Raw genomic sequence first — 20127 nt, 5'->3', positions numbered from 1 at the left:
GGGAACCTTCTTGGGACCCGCGACCGTGTATCGGATCGATATGATCGAGTTGTCCCTCGCGGACCGACCAGCGATAGTGACCGGCGCGTCACGAGGCATCGGGCGACAGATCGCCGCGACCTTCGCCGAGGCCGGCGGCGACGTCGCGATCTGCTCGCGATCCTACGAAGACGTGGCTCCGGTCGCCGAACAGCTCACGGCAGACCACGACGGTCGGGTCGTCCCCGTCGAGTGTGACGTTACCGACCCCGACGCGGTGCGGGATCTCGTCGACGTCGCGATCGAGGAGTTCGGCGATCTGCGCGTGCTCGTCAACAACGCCGGGGGTGCCGCCGAGTCGGCGGATCTGCTCCACCGCTGTGACGAGGAGACCTTCGAGTGGATGCTCGAACTCAACCTGAAGGGCCCCTATCTGCTGGCTCGGGAGGCGCTGCCGGCGATGACTGCGGCCGGCGGCGGCTCGATGGTCCACGTCGGCTCGGTCAACGGGCTGTTCGGCATCGGGCTCTCGGGCTACTCCGAGGCCAAGAGCGGACTGTTGGCGCTCTCGCGCAACATCGCGACCCACTACGGCCAGTACGGCGTCCGATCGAACGTCCTCTCGGCGGGCACGATCGAGACCGAGAGCCGCGAGAAGGAGATGGAAAACACCGACGAGCGGGCCGCGGAGACGAGCGCCCGAGATCGCTGGCTCGACCAGTACCCGCTGGGTCGGTTCGGTCGTCCCGACGAGGTCGCCGACACCGCGCTCTTCCTGGCCTCGGAGCGGTCCGGCTTCATCACCGGCGAGAACATCGTCGTCGACGGCGGGCTCACGAGCGGCCTGCCGATGTCCTTCGAGAACGAGATATACCAGGCCGACGAGCCCCCGACCGGACGAGATCGATAGATTCAATGTCGCGTTGTGACTGGCTTCTGGTATGCGAGAAATCCATACGGACGACGCACCGAGCGCGATCGGACCGTTCTCCCAGGCGATGCAGGACGGCGACCGCATCTACGTCTCCGGCCAGGGGCCGGTCGATCCCGAGAGCGGCGAGGTCGTCTCCGAGGACATCAAAGAGCAGACCGCACAGACCCTCGAAAATCTGGAGACGATCCTGGAGGCCGCCGACGCGTCGCTCGACGACGTGCTGAAGACGAACGTCTACGTCACCAACATGGACAACTACGACGCGGTCAACGAAGTGTACGCCGAGTACATGTCCGAGCCGTACCCGGCCCGCGCGGCCATGGAAGTGTCCCGCCTCCCAATCGACATCGGCGTCGAGATCGAACTCGTCGCTCGTAGCGAGTAACGCGGCCCGCGACGCCGCCACACTCGACCGTTCTCTGCGACACTCGCGGTAGAGGAACCTGAAAATTCTCTCGATGTTGTCGTATCTGCCCTTCTGCATTTGGAAGTAATTTCTTCTACGTGTAAACAATCATTCTGTCATCAAACTACCAAAGTTCGGCTACAAATAAGTCGATATCTGGACATGTCTGGGGTATACGCCCAGGTATCGATCTATCGAACGGTACTGTGCTGCGTTTTCGACCGTGGCTCTGTCAGACAGCGGTGACAGCCGGCGGTCTCAGCGGACGTGTCCCGGATCGACCGGCCGCGGCTCGGGCGGCTCCGGAGCGTTCCCGAGACGGAGGACCAACACTCCGACGGGGACGAGCAAGACTGCGCCGACGACGAACGGCGACCAGTAGCCCACCACGGTGTAGAGTCCGCCCATCACGATCGGCCCGACCGTCCGCGCGAGGCTGCCGGCTCCCTGTGTCAGCCCGAACGCGCTCCCCTGGGTCGCGGCGGAGGCCCGCTGGGAGACGATCGTCGTCAGCGTCACCGACAACACGCCGTTGCCAAGGGGCAGCAGCGTCAGCACCGCCAGCAGTGCCAGCAGCTCCCCGGTGAGAAACGGTGCGACGCCGGTCAGATCGAAGACGCCGGCTCCCAGCCAGTTCGTGAACGGCAAGAGCCCGACGCCCACTGCGAGTACCGCGGTCCCACCGACTGTCAGCGACACCGCGGCGTATCGCGCCGTCAACCGCCCGATCAACACGCCCTGGACGACGACCGACAGCACTCCGATGTACGTGAGCAAGAGCGCGCTCTGACTCGCGGTGTAGCCGTACACGTCGGCCACGAACGGGATGAACATGATCTGTACCCCCGAGAAGGCAAAAGAGACGAGGAAGAACGCGGCGAGCAGTTCTCGCAACCCGGTCGTCTGTACGGCCGTCAGCAACTGTGCGATCTGGGACGGCCGCCGTGTGGTCTCGTCGCCGCGGGCGGGGGCCGGCAGCGACTCCGGCAGGAAAAACACCGTGACGACGACGCCGCAGAGACTCGCCGCGGCGGCGGCGAAACTCGGCAGCGAGAAGCGGGTGATAGCCACGATCGGGACGAGGCTGTCGACGGCGGCGACGACGCCGTCGAAGCTCAACACTGCGCCGATTCCGGGACCGAAGATAAAGCCCAGTCCGAACGCGGCCCCGAGCAGGCCCAGTGACTTCGCTCGCTCCTCCCGCGGGGTCACGTCTGCGACGTAGGCCTGTGCCGTCGAGAGGTTCCCGCCCATCGCACCTGCGAGCATGCGCGAGACGAACAACAGCCACAGCGCGTCGGCCAGCCCGAAGACGGTCCAGGCGATCACCGATCCGCCGAGCGACACCACGATGACGGGGCGGCGGCCGATCCGGTCCGAGAGCGAGCCCAGCAGTGGGGCGAAGACGAATTGCATGAGCGAGTACGAGGCCGCCAGCAGTCCGATGACGAACTCCGTGCCGCCGGGGAACGTTCGCGTGTAGTAGGGCAGGATCGGGATGATGATCCCGAATCCCAGCAGGTCGAGAAAGACGACGGCGAAGACGATCGCGAGCCCACGCCGCGAGCGGGTGGCCATACGCTCCGTACGGACGGCTGGTACTTACGAGTGGGCACGGGACCGAGGGTAGTGTTCAGATAAGAGACCAGGAGTGGTCGCAACAAGCCACCGAAAGCCCTCGGCACGCTAGGCGGATCTGCGGCGGATATTCTCTCTGCGGTCGAATAGTGCCGCCGCAGATCCGCCTACCGCGCCTCGCCCTTTCATCCGCCAGGAGTCGGCTGTTCAGCCGTCTATACCCTGGTGGATGAAAGGGCGAGCGCTGCGTGACGGCTCCGCCGTCACGTTATAGCCGGCCGGTGCAACCGGCCGGCCTTTGCGGGAACCCCGACGACGCAAGCACGCGAAGCGCGCGCAGCGAGTCGCGGGACCGCAACGACGCGAGGGCTTTCGGTGTCTGTAAGTCTGAGACTGAGGTTGCTTATCTGAACACTGCGGGACCGAGGCGCTGCGATCGCGTTTCGGACGCTTTTTGCCGCTGGACGAACAAGACCGGACACTGAATGATCTCCAAGGGCTGTGAACAGTGTGCCGAGGGCGGGAAGATGGTCATGTTCGTCTACGGCTACTGTGACCAGCGCGATTGCTTCTACTGTCCGCTGGGCGAGAACCGCAAGAACGTCGACCAGGTGTACGCAAACGAGCGCCCCGTCGAGTCCGACGAGGACGTGATCGCCGAGGCGAAACTGATGGACGCGCTGGGGACCTCCATCACGGGTGGCGAGCCCCAGGAGGCGCTGGACCGAACCTGTCACTACCTCGAACTGCTGAAAGACGAGTTCGGCGAGGACCACCACACGCACCTCTACACGGGGATCACGGGCGGGCGCGAGAACATGCGCCGCCTCAGCGAGGCCGGCCTCGACGAGATCCGCTTTCACCCGCCCCTCGAACAGTGGGGCGATTTGCATGGCACCGAGTGGGAGGAGATCCTCTACATCGCACGCGAGGAGGGTCTCACGCCGGCCTTCGAGATCCCCGGCATCCGCGCCGAAACGGAGTTCCTCGACTTTCTCGACGAGGGTGCGGCGGAGTTCTGCAACATCAACGAGTTCGAGATGTCCGACGGAAACTTCCGCCGGATGCAAGAGGAGGGCTTCGAGCGCAAGGAAGGCCACATGAGCGCCGTCGAAGGCAGCCACGAGATCCTGGAGACGATGGGCGACCACGAGAAGGTCTACTTCTGTACCTCCGTGTTCAAAGACGCCGCCCAGCACCGCTCTCGGATGAAGCGCATGGCCCGCAACATCGGCCGCGAGTTCGACGAGATCACCGACGACGGCACGCTCGTCTACGGCAAGACCTGGGTCGGCGAGGACCGCCTGCAGGAACTGGGCGTGCCCAAGGAGTTCTACGCCGTGAAATCGGAGCACGTCGAACTCGCCTGGTGGCTCCTCGAGGAGATGGTCGAGGACGGCGACGTGCCCAACGGCGAGATCGTCGAACAGCACCCGACCTACGACGGCACCGTCGTCGAACGGACGCCGCTGTCGTCGGGGCAGTCGGGAAGCGGGCAGTCGGCGGCTGGAGACTGAGTCTGTCCGGCGACGGAGTCGCCGGTTCCTTGCAGCCGAGTGTAACGAGGCTGCAGCCTTTTTAGCGTAGATTTTTGCGCCGAGCGGTTCACCGCAGTGAGCGAAGCGAACGAGGAAACCCGAGGCGGAAAAAGGTACTCGCGGCAACACCCGACCTACGACGGCACCGTCGTCGAACGGACGCCGCTGTCGTCGGGGACCGACGCCGACAGCGGTCAGTCCGCAGCGAGCGACTGATACTGCCGATTGACTCTCAGCCTGACACTTCTGCCCGGGTGTCTGGACACCGACCCGTCTGTACAATCTGTTGAAATGTCTGACGAACTTTTATTAATTAGTGTTGACTTTTATGAAACATGGCAGCGACCGAACGTGGGAACGGCGTCGAAATCGACGACGAGTGGGAGCCAAGCACCGCGATCGTCCGCGCGGTCAGTTCACACACTGGACAGCCGGTGATGGAACTCCCACCGCTGTACGAAGCCGTCGACCCGGACGCGCTGGACGCGCTGTTCAGCGGTCGCCAGACGCTCGGCGTGCTCACGTTCGCGTACGCCGGCTACGACGTGACGGTTCGTACCGATCAGACGGTCGACGTGGTCGCTCACGGCTGATTCGGCTGGCGACACGTCGCTCGCGATCGGTGGGGATCGTCACAGACGGCACTAGAAGTCCACGTCGGCGTCTTCCTCCAGCGAGCCGATGTCTTCGGTCGCTTCGCCGAGGCCGTCGTCACGGACGCCGTCGGTCAGGACCGTCCCGATCCCGGCGTCGTGGAGCACGTCTTCGTACTCGCTCTGGAAGCGGCCGCTGACTTGCCGGGCGCGGGTCTGGGCGGTGACGACGCGCCGGTAGCGTGCCAGTTCGGCTTCCGTGAGATCGAACGCCTCGCGGACGGTCTCGGCGGTGTCGCCCTCGCGCAGTCGCGCCAGGTCGAACGGTGCGTCGGTGTCCTCGTCTCGGAGCAGGTGGAGGTCGATCCGGGCACGGGTGACCACGTCGGTGTCGGCGTCGACGGCGTCGGCGATGGCCGCGTCGTCGTCGCCCTCGTAGTAGCGACGGACGACCGTGACGAGTGCCTCGTCCGACAGCGGCGTGTCCACCTCGAAGCGCTCGCGCAGGCGGTCGATCACTGTCAGCAGGCGCTCTTCGACGCCCCCCTCGTCGGAGAGTAGCGAGCCGTGGCCGTCCTCCTGGCGCTCGGTGACGGTGTCCTCGCCCGCTACGTCGACGAAGATGTCACGGAGTTCCTCGGTTTTCTCGTCCATCGGACCGTACGTCTGTGCCTTCTACCGTTTATACCTGTCGACGACGTGGCAAGACCGCGATCGCCGACGAGGCAGACAACTCAAAACAGTTGTATCATTCCCGCAAGACGGCGCGGGTTCGGAGCAAAATTTAAGCGGCTCCCGGTTCGTGGTAGCACATGACAGTTCCACTCCAGACCACCACCAGACCGACCTTCTGGCAGATCGGACCGGTCGGAAAGGCGGTGTTCTACTACCTCGCGGCGCTGGCGTTGCTCGTGTTCGCCTTCGGCGTGTACGAGCGTATCACCCGCTACACGCGCGGGAGCGACGAGCCGTTCCCGCGTCTGGACGCGCTCCCCTCGCGGATCTCTCGGGCGCGCGCCTCGCGCTGACAAACGCCAGCAGTTCGACCGCGACCTCGTCGCGGGCGTGATGCACACGCTTGTCTTCTGGGGCTTTCTGACGCTGTTGATCGGGACGACTATCCTTGGCATCGACATGGACCTCTACCGGCCCCTGACCGGCGAGTCCTTTTCGTCGGCGACTTCTATCTCTCGTACTCCTTCGTGATGGACGCGATGGGGCTGTTGTTCGTCGTCGGCGTCGGCGTCGCGATGTGGCGGCGGTACGGCCGCCGGACGGACCGACTCCACGGCCGCCACACCTCTCGGGAAGACGACTACTTCCTCGGCGTCCTCTTCCTGCTCGGCGTCGGCGGGTACGTCACCGAGGCCGTCCGCATCCTCGGGACGAGTGCGGTCCGTGACGTGAGCTTCGAGACGTGGAGTTTCGTCGGCTGGGCGGGCAAGGAGTGGCTCGCCGCCGCCGGTGTCACCCCCGAGATGGCGACCGCTGCCTACCCCGTGATCTGGTGGAGCCACTCGCTGCTGGCGCTCGCGTTCGTCGCCTGGGTCCCCTACGCCAAGCCCTTCCACATGCTGTCGTCGTTCGCCAACGTCGTCACTCGCGACGAGAAGGCCGGCAAGCGACTCCCCGGCGTCCCCGCCGACGCCAGCCCCGAGGAGATCGGCCCCAGCGAGATCGACGACTTCTCCTGGAAACAGCTGCTCGACCAGGACGCCTGCACGAAGTGTGGCCGCTGCTCGTCGGCGTGTCCGGCCAAGGAGTCGGGCCGCCCGCTCGATCCCCGCGACGTGATCCTCGACCTGAAACAGTACCGCGAGGATCGGGACGACGGCGGCGAGGCCGTCGACATTATCGCTGATGGAGGCACGTCAGTCATCGACAGCGCGACGATGGAGTCCTGTATGGCCTGTATGGCCTGCATGGACGCCTGTCCGGTCGAGATCGAACACCTCACCCACTTCACCGAGATGAACCGCCGGCTGACGGAGTCGGGTCAGATGGACGAACACGTCCAGGACGCGATGATGAACGTCTTCCAGCAGGGCAACACCTTCGGCGAACCCGAGCGCAAGCGGCCCGACTGGACCGACGACCTCGAGTTCGACGTGCCCGACGCCCGCGACGAGCCCGTCGACTACCTCTGGTACGTCGGGGACTACCCCAGCTACGACGACCGCAACCAGGAGATCGCGACGGCGCTGGCCCGCGTGTTCGAAGCCAGCGACGCCTCCTACGGCATCCTCTACGAGGACGAGCAGACCGACGGCAACGACGTGCGCCGCGTCGGCGAGGAGGGGCTCTACGAGATGCTCGTCGAGGACAACGCCGCCGCCATCCAGGACTGCGAGTTCGACCGGATCGTCTGTACGGACCCACACTCGTTCAACACGTTCAAACACGAGTACCCCGAGTTCGAGGCCTGCGAGTGGGACGGCGCGGACGTGGCCCACTACACGCAGGTCGTCGCCGACCTCGTCGAGACCGGGCGACTGGCCGTGCCCGCGACGCTCACAGACACCGTCACCTACCACGACCCCTGCCACCTCGGGCGGTACAACGGCGAGTTCGAGGCCCCGCGGGAGCTGATCGACGCCACCGGCGTCGACCGCGTGGAGATGCCCCGCAACCGCGACGACTCCTTCTGCTGTGGCGGGGGCGGTGGCGGCCTCTGGATGGACCTCGAAGAAGAGGAGAAACCCAGCGAGGAGCGCCTGCGCGAGGCCCTGGAGGACACCGAAGCGGGTTCGGCCGTGGACCGCTTCGTCGTCGCCTGCCCGATGTGCATGACGATGTACGAGGACGGCCGCAAGACCGGCGACTACGAGGACGACATCGAGATCGTCGGCCTCACCGAGTTGCTGGCCGAAGCCATCGCCGCCGAGAGCGCGGCGTAACCGTCGCCAACACTTACCTCCCCGAGGATCTTACGACGGCCCGATGCAGGTCGCGCTCATCACCGTCGGCGACGAGATCCTCTCGGGGGACACGGAGAACACGAACGCCGGGTGGCTGGCCCGCCAGCTGACCGAGCGCGGGGCCACGGTCACGCGGATGCTCACGATCCCCGACGACCGGGCGCTGATCGCCCGCCACGTCCGGGAGTGGGCCGACGCCTTCGACGCCGTGATCGTCACGGGCGGCCTGGGCGACACGCCCGACGACGTGACTCTCGAAGCGGTCGCCGACGCCTTCGACCGCGAGATGACCGTCCAGCCCGACGTGCGCGAGCGCGTCGAGGAGAAGGCTCGTCAGTACCGCGAGCAGAACCCAGAACGCTACGAGGAACACGACTTCGATCTGGACTTCGCGGAGACGGCCGCGCTTCCCGCAGACGCCCGCCCGCTCCAGACGGCGGCCAGCTTCAACCCCGGCTGCGTGGTCGAGAACGTCTACGTCTTCCCCGGCTTCCCCGAGGAGCTACGAACGATGTTCGACAGCGTCGCCGACGACTTCGGCGGCGACGCGGTCGCCGAGTCCGTCCCGACGGCCACGCCCGAGGGCGCGCTGAAGGACGTGCTCGCGGGCGTTCGCGAGCGGTTCGACGTGGCGGTCGGCAGCTATCCGGCACACGGGGAGGCAGACGGGCGGGTGAAGGTGTCGGGGACCGACCCGGAAGCGGTCGAGGCCGCCGCCGAGTGGGTCGCCGAGCGAGTCGACAGCCCCGAGTAGCTGCTCGGACGGGAGATCAGTCGTCGGCCGTCGAGGGCGTTGCCGTGGCTGTCTGTTCCGGGGTCGTCGGTGCCTGCTCGTCGACTGGCGTCCACTCCAGGTCCTCGGTGTAGTGGAACGGGCTGTGCTCTTGCTCGGGGTCGACGACGGTGAGGTGGAGCCAGTCGTTGTCCAGTAGCTCCGTCACCGCCGGGTTGTCGGCGAGCACGTCGGTGACGCGCTCGACGGGCGCGTGGACGACCGTCGAGAGGCGGAGCGGCTGGTGGTACGGTTCGTCGTCGGCAGCCATCAGCGATTGCAGCGGGAGGCCGGTCAGCAGGTCGCCGCCGTTGCCCTGGTAGACGCCGACGTTGCCGACGGGGTTGTGGGTCACCTTCGAGCCGCTGCCGAAGACGGCGTTGTCGACCGTCGAGAAGTAGTACTGGGCGTTGATCCACTGGGTGACGACCATCGGCCCGGTCAGAATGCCTTCGAGCGCGTCGCCCTCGTCGTCGGTCGTCCAGTCGTAGGAGTGGAGGAACGCGCGGGCGTCCAGATCGAGCCCGTCGGTGAGTTCCCGCGGGCCGACGACGAAGCCAGCGTTGCCCGCCAGACCCCACTCCGGGCGCGTCTCTGCCCAGTCGGCCGCGCGGCGGTGCGTCTCACGGCCTGCGTCGCCGTCTGCACCCATGTCGTCGGCGCGCTCGGCGGCCGCGCCGGCCCGCGCGGTTTCGAGGTCCGCACGGAGCTGTCGTACGTCCTCGGCGTGTGTCTCGGGGACGGCGTCCGCGTACAGCTCGATCTCGTCGGTGGTCGTGTTGTGCTCGCCCGCCAGGAAGTAGGTGTCCTCGGGCACGTCGATGCCACGGTCACGCAGGCGTTCCCTGACGGCCTCGTCGTTGCAGAGAGCGGCGAGGACGCGGGCGCTGGGGCCGCCGGGATTGCCGGCGCAGGCACCGCAGTCGAGGCTGGCGTCGAAGGGGTTGTTCGCCGTCTGGCTCGCGTGGCCGGTGAACACGACGAGACGGGCGAACTGCTCCCACCCCATCAACTCGAAGGCCGTCGCGGCGTACTCGGTCTTCTCCTCGACTGTCAGCCCCGCCGGGAGTTCGTGGGCGTGGTCGGGATCGTGATCGACGGCCGGCTCCCAGACAGCGTGGTCGTCGGGCGTGCGATCGTCGACGGCGTCAACCAGGTCGTGGACGCGTCCGGGGACCAGCGTCCGGGCCGCGAGTGCGGCTCCGTACCCCGCGCCGGTGCTCTCGACGTAGCTGAACGCCGTCGCGGCGTTGGAGCGGAGCCGCCCGATCACGCTCTCGGCGGCTTCGCGCATCGCCGTCCAGCGGTCGTGTTCGGCGTGGCGCGACCCCTCGCCGTCCGTGGGGCGATCCGCGATGCGGTGCTGTGGGTCGAGGATCGGCGGGCAGGCGTCGACGGTCACCGCTGCGTCGTGGCCCTCGTAGCGCATCGGGACGCCGAAGAAGCCGGCGTAGCCGTGGGTCTCGTAGTCGCCAGCGGCCTCGACGTGGCGGCGGATGATCTCCGAGCGCGTGTCGATACAGAAGACGAGCTGTGCGTCCGGTCTGTCCCCCTCGTCGGTCGCTGCGACCGACTCGCTGGCGTCGGTGAGCTCCGCGACGAGCGCCGAGCGGTAGGTCGCTTCCCAGGCGGTCAGCCAGACCTCGGGGAGCGGGACGGCTCCGTCGGCCGTGGCGTCGTCTCCGTCTGCCTCTTCGGGCGTGCGCGGGGCGTCGAACAGGTCGACCAGCGTCAGGCGAACCGCCAGGTAGCCGGCCAGCGTGATCGGGTACGCGGACTGCCAGGCGTCCCCGTCGTCGGCCCGCTGCTTGAGCAGGCCGGTCCAGCCCGGCAGCGCGGCCAGGTGGAACTCGAAGATCTCCGGCCACTCTCCGACGGGATCGTTCACGAGCTGCTCTCGGATGGCGTCCAGCGGACGGTCCGGAAGCTCGGCGATCGCTTCGGCGTCTGGGATTTCCCCGTCGTGGCGAGCGACGGCGCGGAACGCGTCGTAGAAGCCGTCCTCGCGTTCCGGCATCGGCCACTTGGCCTGTCCCTGATCGAGGAACGCCGACAGCCACTTGGTCAGCACCGCGTCGACCCGGTCGGTTGCGGTCGCCGTCTCGGTCGCCTCGGCCCGCTCCGCCGTTGCCATGCGGTCGAGCGTCGCCTCGGGCTCGCTCTCGTACCCGTGTTCGCGCAACGTATCACGGAGAACGTCGGGGTCGATCCGTCCGTCCTCCCAGGCGCGGCGGAACACGTCGGCGTCGGGGTAGCCGTCGCTCCCCAGCGTGTCTGCTGCGGCCGCGACGGCCTCGTGGAAGGGCTGGTCCTCGAAGCCAGAGAGGGGGTTGGCCGTCACGAACGAGTGCAACGGCCAGCGGGAGCCGACCGTCTGTGCTGCCGTCTCGATACTCTCGTGGATCGCGTCGTCAGTACTCATTGTACTCCTCCGTCGCGGTCAGTTGCGTCTCGGACGGTGGCTGTGTGGCGTTCAAAAGCACCACGTAGAGGCGCTGGCTGTGCTTGTAGGCACCGCGCTCGATCGCGAGGTAGGTGGCGACGAACGCGGCGGCGATGAGTCCGTGGGCCACCGTCAGCTCCGCGGTCGCTCCGACCCCCGGAAGTCCGCCGAGCAGTCCCTCGATCGTCCCGTAGACGGCGGCGTAGATCCCGATCGCCGGCAACGCTACCAGCGGGACGGCTCCGTACCGGACCGACGCGGGCAGCGCCGACCGCGTGACGAGATCGCGCGCGGCGTGAAGCACCGTCAGCACGACCAGCAGCGTGAGCACCAGCCCGCTGTCCAGCTTCGTCCCTTTCCCGGTGAGCGCGGCGAACAGGACGCCGCCGGCCAGTGCGGTGGCGGCGACCACGACCGCGCCGAGGGGTCCCGCCGAACTGGTCGCCGTCGTCGACTTCGGGCTCTCGTGGGCCACCTGACTCCCCGAGCTCAGGAACTGGTAGCCCTTGTAGAACCCGTGCAGGATGAGGTGCGTGACGGCGGCCCCGAAGAACCCGAAGCCGGCCTGCATGATCATGAACCCCATCTGGCCGACCGTCGAACAGCCGAGCTTCCCTTTCACGTCCGTGCGGACGGTCTTCAGGAGCTTTCCCGACAGCGCGCTGGTCGCACCGACGACGGCGACGGCCAGCATGAACGCGCTGTCGACGGTGATCACCGGCGCGAAGCGAACCAGCAGGACGCCACCGGCGTTGACGAAGCCGGCGTGCATCAGTGCGGAGGCTGGCGTCGGTGCGGTCATCGACGAGACGAGCCAGGTGTGGAACGGGACGAGCGCGGACTGGATCATCGCCGCCAGCACGAGCGCGGTCGCCACAAACAGCACGACCGTCCCAGAGGCCTCGCCCAGCGCCGACGCGACGCCGGAGACCGTCGTCGCGCCGGTGTGCCACCACAGCGTTCCGAGCGCGACCGCGAGCGCGGCGGTGCTGGCCAGGAAGTACCGGCGCGAGAGCGCGGCGGCGGCCCGTGCCTGTGGCCACTCGTCGACGTGGCCGATCAGGTCGGCCATCACCAGCCCCATCGCCAGCCACGCGGCCACGAACAGCGCGAGGGCGTCGGCGGCAACCAGGACCATCACGATCAGCGTGAACGCGAACACGCGCCCGAAGAAGCGATCGATCGTCCGGTTGCCGGCCATGTAGCGGCGCGAGTAGCTGTGGACGATCCCGCTGACGAAGGTGACCGTCACCCACATCACGGCGGTCAGGCCGTCGACCGCGACGAGACCGTCGAGTTCCCAGGGTCCGCCGCCCCGGAGCCGAAGCGCCAACACGCCGATACTCGCGACACAGAGGACCCACACGAGTCGCGTCAGTGTCGCCGCGACGCGCGAGTCCTCGCCGTCTGGCGTCGGTAGCTGTCCTACGGTCGTCGTCTGCGTTTGTCCGGTCATCGTTTGGTCCGTCTCCGACCGATCACCCCCCGCGTGGCACACGCGATCACAGCGATCGGTCATCTTCACCCAGATGTACGAACAGACTGTCTATTAAAACTATCTATACTACCAGATCGTTCTGGAAGAAGTAGATTATAGAACGTGATGGTCTCCCCCTCTGAGAGTCACCTGAACGCCACCGCGGGCCATCGAACACGAGACGACGAGGGCCAGTCGCCCGCCAGATCCCTCGCCCGGATCGGCCCCAAATCGCCGTTCTTCGAGCGCTTCGAGCACGGTACCGACGGTTTTCTCACACACTGTCACCGTCGCGGAGACCGCTCTCGTTTTCCGCCGCGTTGCCGTCGGCTTGCCCACGCCGGCCCATAACGCTACCGGATCGTTCGAATATCGCGTATAGAAAACCATATCGTTCTCTGTCCATCACCACGGGTATGCCTGCGTTAGAGGGAACCGTTCTCGTCGGTGAGTCGTTCGAACCCGTCACCGGTCGTGTCGTCGTCGAAGACGGCCGGATCGAGGCGATCGAAGAGACCGACACCGCGTCGACGGACATCATCCTGCCGGCGTTCGTCAACGCGCACACCCACCTCGGGGACGCGGTCGCGAAAGACGCCGCCGTCGGGCTCTCGCTCGAAGCGGCGGTCGCACCGCCCGACAGCCTGAAACACCGTCGACTGGCCGAAGCCGACCGGACCGAGCTCGTCACCGCGATGCGCCGGACGCTTCGATTCATGCAGCGGACCGGGACCGTCTCGACGCTGGACTTCCGGGAGTTCGGCATCGAGGGCGCGCGGACGCTCCGTGAGGCCGCCGAGCCGCTGTCGATCGATCCGTTCGTCTTCGGGAGCGGGGACGCATCGGTCCTCGACGTGGCCGACGGCTTCGGAGCCAGCGGTGCCAACGACGACGACTTCGGGCCACAGCGCGATGCAGCGGCCGACCGGGGCGTCCCCTTCGCCATTCACGCCGGAGAACCGGATCAGACGGACATCCACCCCGCGCTCGATCTGGAGCCGGACCTGCTCGTCCACATGGTCCACGCCGCAGGGGAGCACCTCGAACGCGTCGCCGAGCAGTCCGTTCCGGTGGCGGTGTGTCCGCGCGCCAACACGGTCCTCGGCGTCGGCCGACCGCCGATTCGAGACCTGCTCGATCACACGACCGTCGCGCTCGGGACGGACAACGTCATGCTGAATCCGCCGTCGATGTTCCGAGAGATGGCGTACACGGTCAGGCAGTTCGACGTGAGCGCCCGCGAGGTACTGCGGATGGCGACGACGGCCGGGGCCGAGATCGCGGGCCTCGACTGTGGCGTCGTCGCGCCCGGCAAGCGGGCGGCCCTGACCGTCCTCGACGGCGACTCGGACAATCTGGCCGGCTCACGCCATCCCGTCGAGAGCGTCGTCCGGCGCGCGACCGCGCTGGACGTCGAGCGCGTGATCTGTTAACTGTCTTCCGGGTCGAACTCGCCGAAGGGCGTCGTCTCGTGGCTCCGAACGAGCACCTCGTCGGCGACCGTCACGCCCATGTCGAGCAGCTCCTGTGCGACCGGCGTGATGTCGCTGTCGGACTCGCCGACGACCGTCACGAGGGAGGTTCTCCTCGCCGGTGACCGAGCTCCTGGACGGAGACGACGCCGTCGATCGACAGGATCTCCGGGACGATCTCGCCCCGCTCCGGGATCGACGCGGTACAGAAAAGCAGCATGCGGAGCGGATAGCCCGACTCCTGGTAGTCCACCTCGGCGCTGTACCCTTTGATGATCTCGTCGCCTTCGAGGCGCTGGATGCGCTTGCGGACCGTGCTGTCCGAGGTGCCGGTTCGTTCTGCGATGTCCCCCGACGACATGTCGCGGGCGTCTTCCTGCAGCGCGTACAGGATCGCCCTGTCCACGTCGTCGAGGTCCGTGTTGCTCATACCCGTACCTCCAGCGCAGAGACACTTTACCTTTGTTAGCCGACCAGTTCGTCGTCGCCCGGTCTATCACAGGAACCACAGGAAGCCGGCCTCGTTGAGGTAGTAAAACGAGACCGCGAGCCACGTCTCGAAGACCAGCGTCCCGGCGGCCGACAGCGCGGCGAACCGTCGGACGCGCATCTCGGCGACGCCCGCCGGCACCGTCAGCATGCCGCGGGTGAACAGGAGCGCGTTGCTGACGGGGACGGCGGCGTGACCCCAGCGATCGAACCAGCCGTCGAAGCGGTCGAGCTTCGACTCGCTGACGCGGAACCACGGCTTCTGCAGGAGCCACTCGCGGCCGCCCCGCTGAGCGAGCACGAACAGGGCCGTCTGGCCCGCCGTCGCCCCGACGACGGCCACCACGAAGATGGCGACGATCGCACCCCAGTCGTAGCCTGCGTCGGTCGTCGCCAGCGCGCCGATGGCGGCGGGGACGAGCACCTCGCTGGGGGCGAAGTACAGCAACATCGCGCCTTCGAGGACGAAGATCACGAGCAGCGCCGCGAGCCCGTACCGCTGGATCAGCTCGCGGGCCAGTTGCTCGTCGCCGACGACGAACAGCGCCACACCGGCTCCCGCCAGGACGACGAACGAGAGCGCGATCGCGAGCAGGCCGTACTCCTCGGCCCACGTCCGGAGCCGCGAGCGTGCGGGGAACGCCAGAGAGGCCATTCGACAGGGGCAACGATCCTGCGGTGCAAATGCTTTCTGTTACCCGTCGTCCGCGCGGTTCACCCAGACGATCAGTGCGACGACACTCGCGACGATCACGGCGGTGTAGGCGGCCCAGAGCCGATCGGTCGCGCCGCCGGTGTGGGTCAGGACGGCCATCGCGCCCGTCCCGAGACCGACGAGGATCGTGTACGTGCCGACGGCGTCGACCACCGACGGCTCTGGGCTGTCGTCGGGGCCGACGCCCGCGATGAGAGTCGTCACGCGACCGAACCTGATCAGGACGCCGAGGGCAACCACCAGGAGCGCGCTGCCCGCGACGGTCACGGTGCCAGCGGTCATAGTTCGCCGTTCGGGCGACGCGACCGAAAACGTTCGCCCCGGGATCGACAGACCAGCGCCGCCGGCCACCCGGAGCGGTGACTTCATTGGGCCGAGCCACCGAGACCCTCGTATGCAACCGACATGCCGACCTCGCCGGCTCCGGACCGACGGCGTCCGCGGGCTGGTCAGCGAGACCGCTCTCTCGCCAGCGGACCTGATCGCGCCGATCTTCGTCGACGCCACCGCCGACGAGCGGGTGCCCATCGAGACGATGCCGGGGCACGAACGCGTCCCGGTCGAGGCGGCCGTCGACCGCGTCGAGGAGGTGCTGGCGACCGGCGTCGAGGCGGTGATCGTCTTCGGCGTTCCCGAGACAAAGGACGAACGCGGCTCGCGAGCCTGGGCGACCGACGGCGTCGTCCAGCGCGCGGTCCGGTCGATCACCGACGAGACCGACGCCTACGTCATCACTGACGTGTGTCTCTGTGAGTACACCAGTCACGGCCACTGCGGGATCGTCGAGGCGGGCGCGGCCGACGACCCGACGCTGACGGTCCGCAACGACCCGACCCTGGAACTGCTCTCGAAGACGGCGGTCTCGCACGCTCGCGCGGGAGCAGACATGGTCGCGCCTTCCAGCATGACCGACGGGATGGTCGGGGCGATCCGCGAGGCGCTCGACGACGACGGCTTCTCGGACGTGCCGATCATGAGCTACGCGGCCAAGTATGAGTCGGCGTTCTACGGTCCCTTCCGCGACGCCGCCGACGGCGCACCTGCCTTCGGCGACCGGCGACACTACCAGATGGACCCCGCGAACGGCCGCGAGGCCATGCGGGAGGTCGCCCTCGACGTCGAGCAGGGCGCGGACGTGCTGATGGTCAAGCCCGCGCTGCCCTACCTCGACGTGGTCCGGGAGATCCGCGAGTCCTACGACCACCCCGTCGCCGCCTACAACGTCAGCGGCGAGTACGCGATGTTGCACGCCGCCAGCGAGAAGGGGTGGCTCGACCTCGACGCGGTCGCCCACGAGTCGCTGCTCTCGATCAAGCGGGCCGGCGCGGACCTCATCCTCACCTACTTCGCCGAGGACATCGCCCAGCAGCTCTGAGGTCGCCGGGCGGTGTGGTCGCCGCACTCGCCAGCTCTCCCTTTCCGTGACACGGCCGTGGGTCCAGATCGGACGGCGGGCTACCGGGCCATTCATTTACCGAGCGTCGCTACCGACGCGTAGATGGTCGCCCTCCGCCGGATCGTCCCGTCGACGGACAGCCGTCGGCTCGAACTCGCAGAGATTACCCTCACCAACGCCGTGCCGGTCGTCGGCGTCGTCGCCTTCGAGTGGAACGTCGCCGCCCTCCTCGTGCTCTACTGGTTCGAACTCGCCGTCGACGCGGTGTGGGCGTTCGTGCGTGCGCTGTTTGCCGCCCGCCCGCCCGAGATCGACACCGACGGGCTGTTGATCGGAGCGGTGGCACAGCGCCGGCCGACGCTCGACGTTCCGTGGACCGCCCTCCAGATCCACGTCGTGACGCTGCTGACCCTCCCGATCGCGGTGCTGGTCGTCGCCGGGGTCTGGCTGTTCGCCGGTGCCTTCCTCGTCGGCCCACTGGGCACGTCGGCGCTCGACGACGACACGATCGCCAGCGTGACCCTGGCCACGCTCGCGATCCTCTGTACGACCGGTGTGTCGACGATACGGACCTACTTCCTGCGTGGCGAGTACCGGAACCACAACTCTCAGACCGCCATCAGCGGTGTCGTCTTTCGCATCTTTACCGTGTTCTTTGCCGGTATATTCACGCTCACGATGGTCGGTCTCGTCACCGCTGGACCCGACACGACGCTGGGATCGCTCGACCCCACTGCCGTCGGTCCGGCGCTGCTGCTCGCGATTATCGGTCTGAAGTTCGCCTCTGACTTCCTGAGCGTGTACAGCGACCGACTCGCCGTCTACTTCGTCTCGTACGACGAGACGTACGGGTGGTCTCAGCCCCCGTCGGAACCCCAGTCGGTCGCGGGTGTGCCCGCCGACGCGGCCGACCGGGTTCGACCGACGCTCGCGGGTCGCGTCCTCGGGGGCGTGCTGCGCCTCCCACAGCACCCGGGGGTCGCGTTTCTCGGTGTCTTTCTGCTGGCCGTCGCGGCGCTGTTTGCCTTCGGCAGCGCCTGGTCCGTCGTCGGACTCCTGGTCGCGCTGGCCGTCGCGGTTCCACTGACACTCGTCTCCGTCGATCACCTGTTGCGATACGGCGCACTCGAGTACCGCGTTGCCCAGGACGAGCGTGCCCTCGTCGCGTACGACCGGCTGTTCGGCGTCTCGCTGTGGCGCGTCGAGCCCTGGGACGAGACGGCCGTTCGGATCGAACGGACGCTCCTCGATCGGTTGCTCGGCACCGAGACGGTCGTCGTCGAGTTGCCCGACGACGAGTACCTGCTCCCGCATCTCCCCGCGACGACGCCGATCCTGTCGGTCTTCGACCGCGAGCCCGATCGACCCCAGTCGTGAGCCCGGACGAGCAGCGCCGACGCGCCACGTCACGACTCTCGGGGACCGACGTGGCGACACTGCTGTCGGTGGGTGCGCGCGAGCGAAATTCCCTCGAAGCAGCGGAATCGGCCGTTCTCCCGGTTGACGAACGTTCGAAATCTGGGCGGACAGGCGGCGGTTTTCTGGACGGAATACAACCTTATATCGATAATATCATACCTTAATCTGGACGCTCGTCTACGCAACACCCTCCTATCTCTGTTATTGTAAAGCAAATCCTTATGTAGGGCTACGGCAAGACCACTTCCGTGAGCAAGTTGACGATGACGGGTGCTGTGGAGATAAAGCTGGACATTCAAACGCAATTCAAACACGATCCAAAACAATGACGTACGAACTACTACAGTCGAGCCCAGAAACGATTGTCGAGGGAGTCAACCTCCTGTGGGTACTGGTGGTAACGTTCCTGATCTTCTTCATGCACGCGGGCTTCGCCATGCTGGAGGCGGGCCAGGTGCGCTCGAAGAACGTCGCGAACCAGCTGACGAAGAACCTCCTGACCTGGAGTGTCGGCGTCGCACTGTTCTTCCTCGTCGGGGCGACCGTCGAGGGACTGGTCGGCGGTGCCGGACTCTCCTGGCAGATGAACGGTAGCTCGTCGGGCTGGGTGACGTGGCTGTTCGGGGCCGTCTTCGCGATGACGGCGGCGACGATCGTCTCCGGGGCCGTCGCCGGTCGCGCGAAGCTCCGCGCGTACATCACGTACACGGTCCTCATCGCCGCAGTGATCTACCCGGTGGTCAGCGGGATGTCGTGGTACGACGGCGGGCTCCTCGCGGGCCTTGGCTTCGCCGACTTCGCTGGCGGCATGGTCGTCCACGGCATGGGCGGTATCGCCGGTCTGACGGCGGCCTACGTGCTGGGGCCGCGCATGGGACGGTACAACGAGGACGGCAGCGCCAACGTCATCCCCGGCCACTCGATGACCTTCGCCGTGCTGGGGACGCTGATCCTCGCTTTCGGCTGGTACGGCTTCAACGTCGGCACCGCCGCCACCGTCTTCAGCATCGAAGAGGGCGCAATCGCGCTCGGTGACTTCTCGTACGTCGGGCGTGTCGCGATGACGACGACGATCGCCATGGCCAGCGGGGCCATCGGTGCCGGTCTGATCTCCTGGGTCAAGACCAGCAAAGTCGATACGCTGTACGTCGCCAACGGTCTCCTCGCCGGTCTGGTCGGCATCACCGCGATCCCCAACACGACGACCTGGTGGGGTGCCTTCCTGGTCGGCGGGCTCGCCGGTGCACAGCTGCCGATCGTCTTCGAGTTCGTCGAGAAACGCCTCCAGATCGACGACGTGTGTGCAGTCTTCCCGGTCCACGGGAGCGCAGGCGTCCTCGGGACCCTGCTGTACTCCTTCGTCGCGGTCGACGCCTGGGCCGGCGGTGCCAACGTCGGCTTCATGATCGATGGCTTCGTCACGCAGCTGATCGGCGTCGCGATCATCACGGTCTGGACGGTCGCCGCGACCGGCCTCATCTGGGGCGCTCTCAAGGCGGTCGGACAGGCACGCGTCACGCCCGAGCACGAACAGGAAGGCCTGGACGTTTCGGAGCACGGCGTCGAGACCTACCCCGAGTTCGGCAGCGGCGAGGGCGTCGTCGCCGACGGTGGGACGACGAACTTCACGGAGGTGACCAACGATGACTGACGAGATCAAGATGGTCGTCGCGATGGTGCGGCCGGACAAGCTCGGCGACGTCAAGGAGTCGCTGGCGGAAGTCGGCGCACCGTCGCTGACGGTGACGAACGTCTCCGGCCGCGGTTCACAGCCGGCCAAGAAAGGCCAGTGGCGCGGCGAGGAGTACGTCGTCGATCTCCACCAGAAAGTCAAAATCGAGTGTGTCGTCGCCGACATCCCGGCCGACGACGTGGTCGATGCGATCCAGGAGGGGGCACACACCGGCGAGCCCGGCGACGGGAAGATCTTCGTGATCGACGTGGAGGATGCAGTGCAAGTCCGGACGGGTGAACGCGGACCGGACGCCGTCTGATCGC

The 20127-nt window shown here is 67.0% G+C and carries 17 protein-coding genes and 2 pseudogenes; 12 read left to right on the top strand and 7 right to left on the bottom strand.

The genetic code is table 11. The features are described from left to right. Positions 1–40 precede the first annotated feature (40 nt). Together AC5FRZ_RS01220 and AC5FRZ_RS01215 are read left to right on the top strand one after the other, a co-directional pair. A complete protein-coding gene (locus tag AC5FRZ_RS01220) occupies positions 41–889 on the top strand; it encodes an SDR family NAD(P)-dependent oxidoreductase (protein ID WP_153552027.1) in 849 nt (282 codons plus the stop codon). Positions 890–920: 31 nt separating this feature from the next. Beyond that, positions 921–1298, top strand: coding sequence for a Rid family detoxifying hydrolase (locus AC5FRZ_RS01215; RefSeq protein ID WP_153552028.1), 378 nt, complete (start codon positions 921–923; stop codon positions 1296–1298). Between the two features lie 279 nt (positions 1299–1577). On the opposite strand, the gene AC5FRZ_RS01210 is transcribed toward AC5FRZ_RS01215, so the two are convergent. Next, positions 1578–2897, bottom strand: a complete 1320-nt coding sequence (locus AC5FRZ_RS01210) for an MFS transporter (protein WP_493563655.1) — start codon at positions 2895–2897, stop codon at positions 1578–1580. Between the two features lie 485 nt (positions 2898–3382). On the opposite strand from AC5FRZ_RS01210, the gene AC5FRZ_RS01205 reads away from it, so the two are divergent. The 3 genes from AC5FRZ_RS01205 to ddfA all read left to right on the top strand — a co-directional run bounded on the left by AC5FRZ_RS01205 (position 3383) and on the right by ddfA (position 5028). Next, the gene (locus AC5FRZ_RS01205; protein WP_493563654.1) at positions 3383–4414 is read left to right on the top strand and encodes a radical SAM protein; all 1032 of its coding nucleotides are present in this window, start codon (positions 3383–3385) and stop codon (positions 4412–4414) included. A 96-nt stretch (positions 4415–4510) separates the two neighbouring features. Next, positions 4511–4651 carry a hypothetical protein gene (locus AC5FRZ_RS01200; RefSeq protein ID WP_493565096.1) on the top strand — a complete coding sequence of 47 codons (141 nt, stop codon included), beginning with the start codon at positions 4511–4513 and terminating at the stop codon, positions 4649–4651. A gap of 119 nt (positions 4652–4770) precedes the next feature. Then, positions 4771–5028: a DdfA family disk-determining factor gene (gene ddfA, locus AC5FRZ_RS01195; protein WP_493563653.1), complete on the top strand. Its 258-nt coding sequence runs from the start codon at positions 4771–4773 to the stop codon at positions 5026–5028. A 51-nt stretch (positions 5029–5079) separates the two neighbouring features. On the opposite strand, the gene AC5FRZ_RS01190 is transcribed toward ddfA, so the two are convergent. Further along, positions 5080–5682, bottom strand: a complete 603-nt coding sequence (locus tag AC5FRZ_RS01190; RefSeq protein WP_493563652.1) for a conditioned medium-induced protein 4 — start codon at positions 5680–5682, stop codon at positions 5080–5082. A gap of 158 nt (positions 5683–5840) precedes the next feature. Between AC5FRZ_RS01190 and AC5FRZ_RS01185 the strand changes: the two are divergent. Both AC5FRZ_RS01185 and AC5FRZ_RS01180 read left to right on the top strand, forming a co-directional pair. Further along, a pseudogene (locus AC5FRZ_RS01185) lies at positions 5841–7925 on the top strand ((Fe-S)-binding protein). 43 nt (positions 7926–7968) lie between these two features. Next, positions 7969–8700: a competence/damage-inducible protein A gene (locus AC5FRZ_RS01180; protein ID WP_493563651.1), complete on the top strand. Its 732-nt coding sequence runs from the start codon at positions 7969–7971 to the stop codon at positions 8698–8700. A 16-nt stretch (positions 8701–8716) separates the two neighbouring features. On the opposite strand, the gene AC5FRZ_RS01175 is transcribed toward AC5FRZ_RS01180, so the two are convergent. Together AC5FRZ_RS01175 and AC5FRZ_RS01170 are read right to left on the bottom strand one after the other, a co-directional pair. Then, complete coding sequence (locus AC5FRZ_RS01175) at positions 8717–11140, bottom strand: DUF2309 domain-containing protein (RefSeq protein ID WP_493563650.1); 2424 nt, start codon at positions 11138–11140, stop codon at positions 8717–8719. Continuing rightward, entirely contained in the window at positions 11130–12617 is a 1488-nt protein-coding gene (locus AC5FRZ_RS01170; RefSeq protein ID WP_493563649.1) for a proton-conducting transporter transmembrane domain-containing protein, read from the bottom strand. The genes AC5FRZ_RS01175 and AC5FRZ_RS01170 overlap by 11 nt, the downstream gene beginning before the upstream one ends. A gap of 437 nt (positions 12618–13054) precedes the next feature. Between AC5FRZ_RS01170 and AC5FRZ_RS01165 the strand changes: the two genes are divergently transcribed. After that, entirely contained in the window at positions 13055–14071 is a 1017-nt protein-coding gene (locus AC5FRZ_RS01165) for an amidohydrolase family protein (protein WP_208627487.1), read from the top strand. On the opposite strand, the pseudogene AC5FRZ_RS01160 reads toward AC5FRZ_RS01165, so the two are convergent. The 3 genes and pseudogenes from AC5FRZ_RS01160 to AC5FRZ_RS01150 all read right to left on the bottom strand — a co-directional run bounded on the left by AC5FRZ_RS01160 (position 14068) and on the right by AC5FRZ_RS01150 (position 15596). Continuing rightward, a pseudogene (locus AC5FRZ_RS01160) lies at positions 14068–14540 on the bottom strand (Lrp/AsnC family transcriptional regulator). The gene AC5FRZ_RS01165 and the pseudogene AC5FRZ_RS01160 overlap by 4 nt on opposite strands. 66 nt (positions 14541–14606) lie before the next feature. Next, positions 14607–15254 carry a DedA family protein gene (locus tag AC5FRZ_RS01155; RefSeq protein ID WP_208627486.1) on the bottom strand — a complete coding sequence of 216 codons (648 nt, stop codon included), beginning with the start codon at positions 15252–15254 and terminating at the stop codon, positions 14607–14609. 39 nt (positions 15255–15293) lie between these two features. After that, a complete protein-coding gene (locus AC5FRZ_RS01150; protein ID WP_170093029.1) occupies positions 15294–15596 on the bottom strand; it encodes a DUF3784 domain-containing protein in 303 nt (100 codons plus the stop codon). 112 nt (positions 15597–15708) lie between these two features. Between AC5FRZ_RS01150 and hemB the strand changes: the two genes are divergently transcribed. From hemB to glnK1, 4 genes are all read left to right on the top strand, one after another. Further along, positions 15709–16689, top strand: coding sequence for a porphobilinogen synthase (gene hemB, locus AC5FRZ_RS01145; RefSeq protein ID WP_493563648.1), 981 nt, complete (start codon positions 15709–15711; stop codon positions 16687–16689). 123 nt (positions 16690–16812) lie between these two features. Continuing rightward, a complete protein-coding gene (locus AC5FRZ_RS01140) occupies positions 16813–18087 on the top strand; it encodes a DUF6498-containing protein (protein WP_493563647.1) in 1275 nt (424 codons plus the stop codon). Positions 18088–18454: 367 nt separating this feature from the next. Next, on the top strand, positions 18455–19780 hold the full coding sequence (locus AC5FRZ_RS01135) for an ammonium transporter (RefSeq protein ID WP_170093026.1): 1326 nt from the start codon (positions 18455–18457) through the stop codon (positions 19778–19780). After that, a complete protein-coding gene (gene glnK1, locus AC5FRZ_RS01130) occupies positions 19773–20123 on the top strand; it encodes a nitrogen regulatory protein GlnK1 (protein WP_015761898.1) in 351 nt (116 codons plus the stop codon). Before AC5FRZ_RS01135 ends, glnK1 begins: the two co-directional genes overlap by 8 nt. The last annotated feature ends 4 nt before the right edge of the window (positions 20124–20127 follow it).

Source organism: Halomicrobium sp. HArcht1-1 (assembly GCF_058933285.1).
Note: the sequence above shows the minus strand (reverse complement) of the source record. Positions and strands in the feature narration are given on the sequence as shown.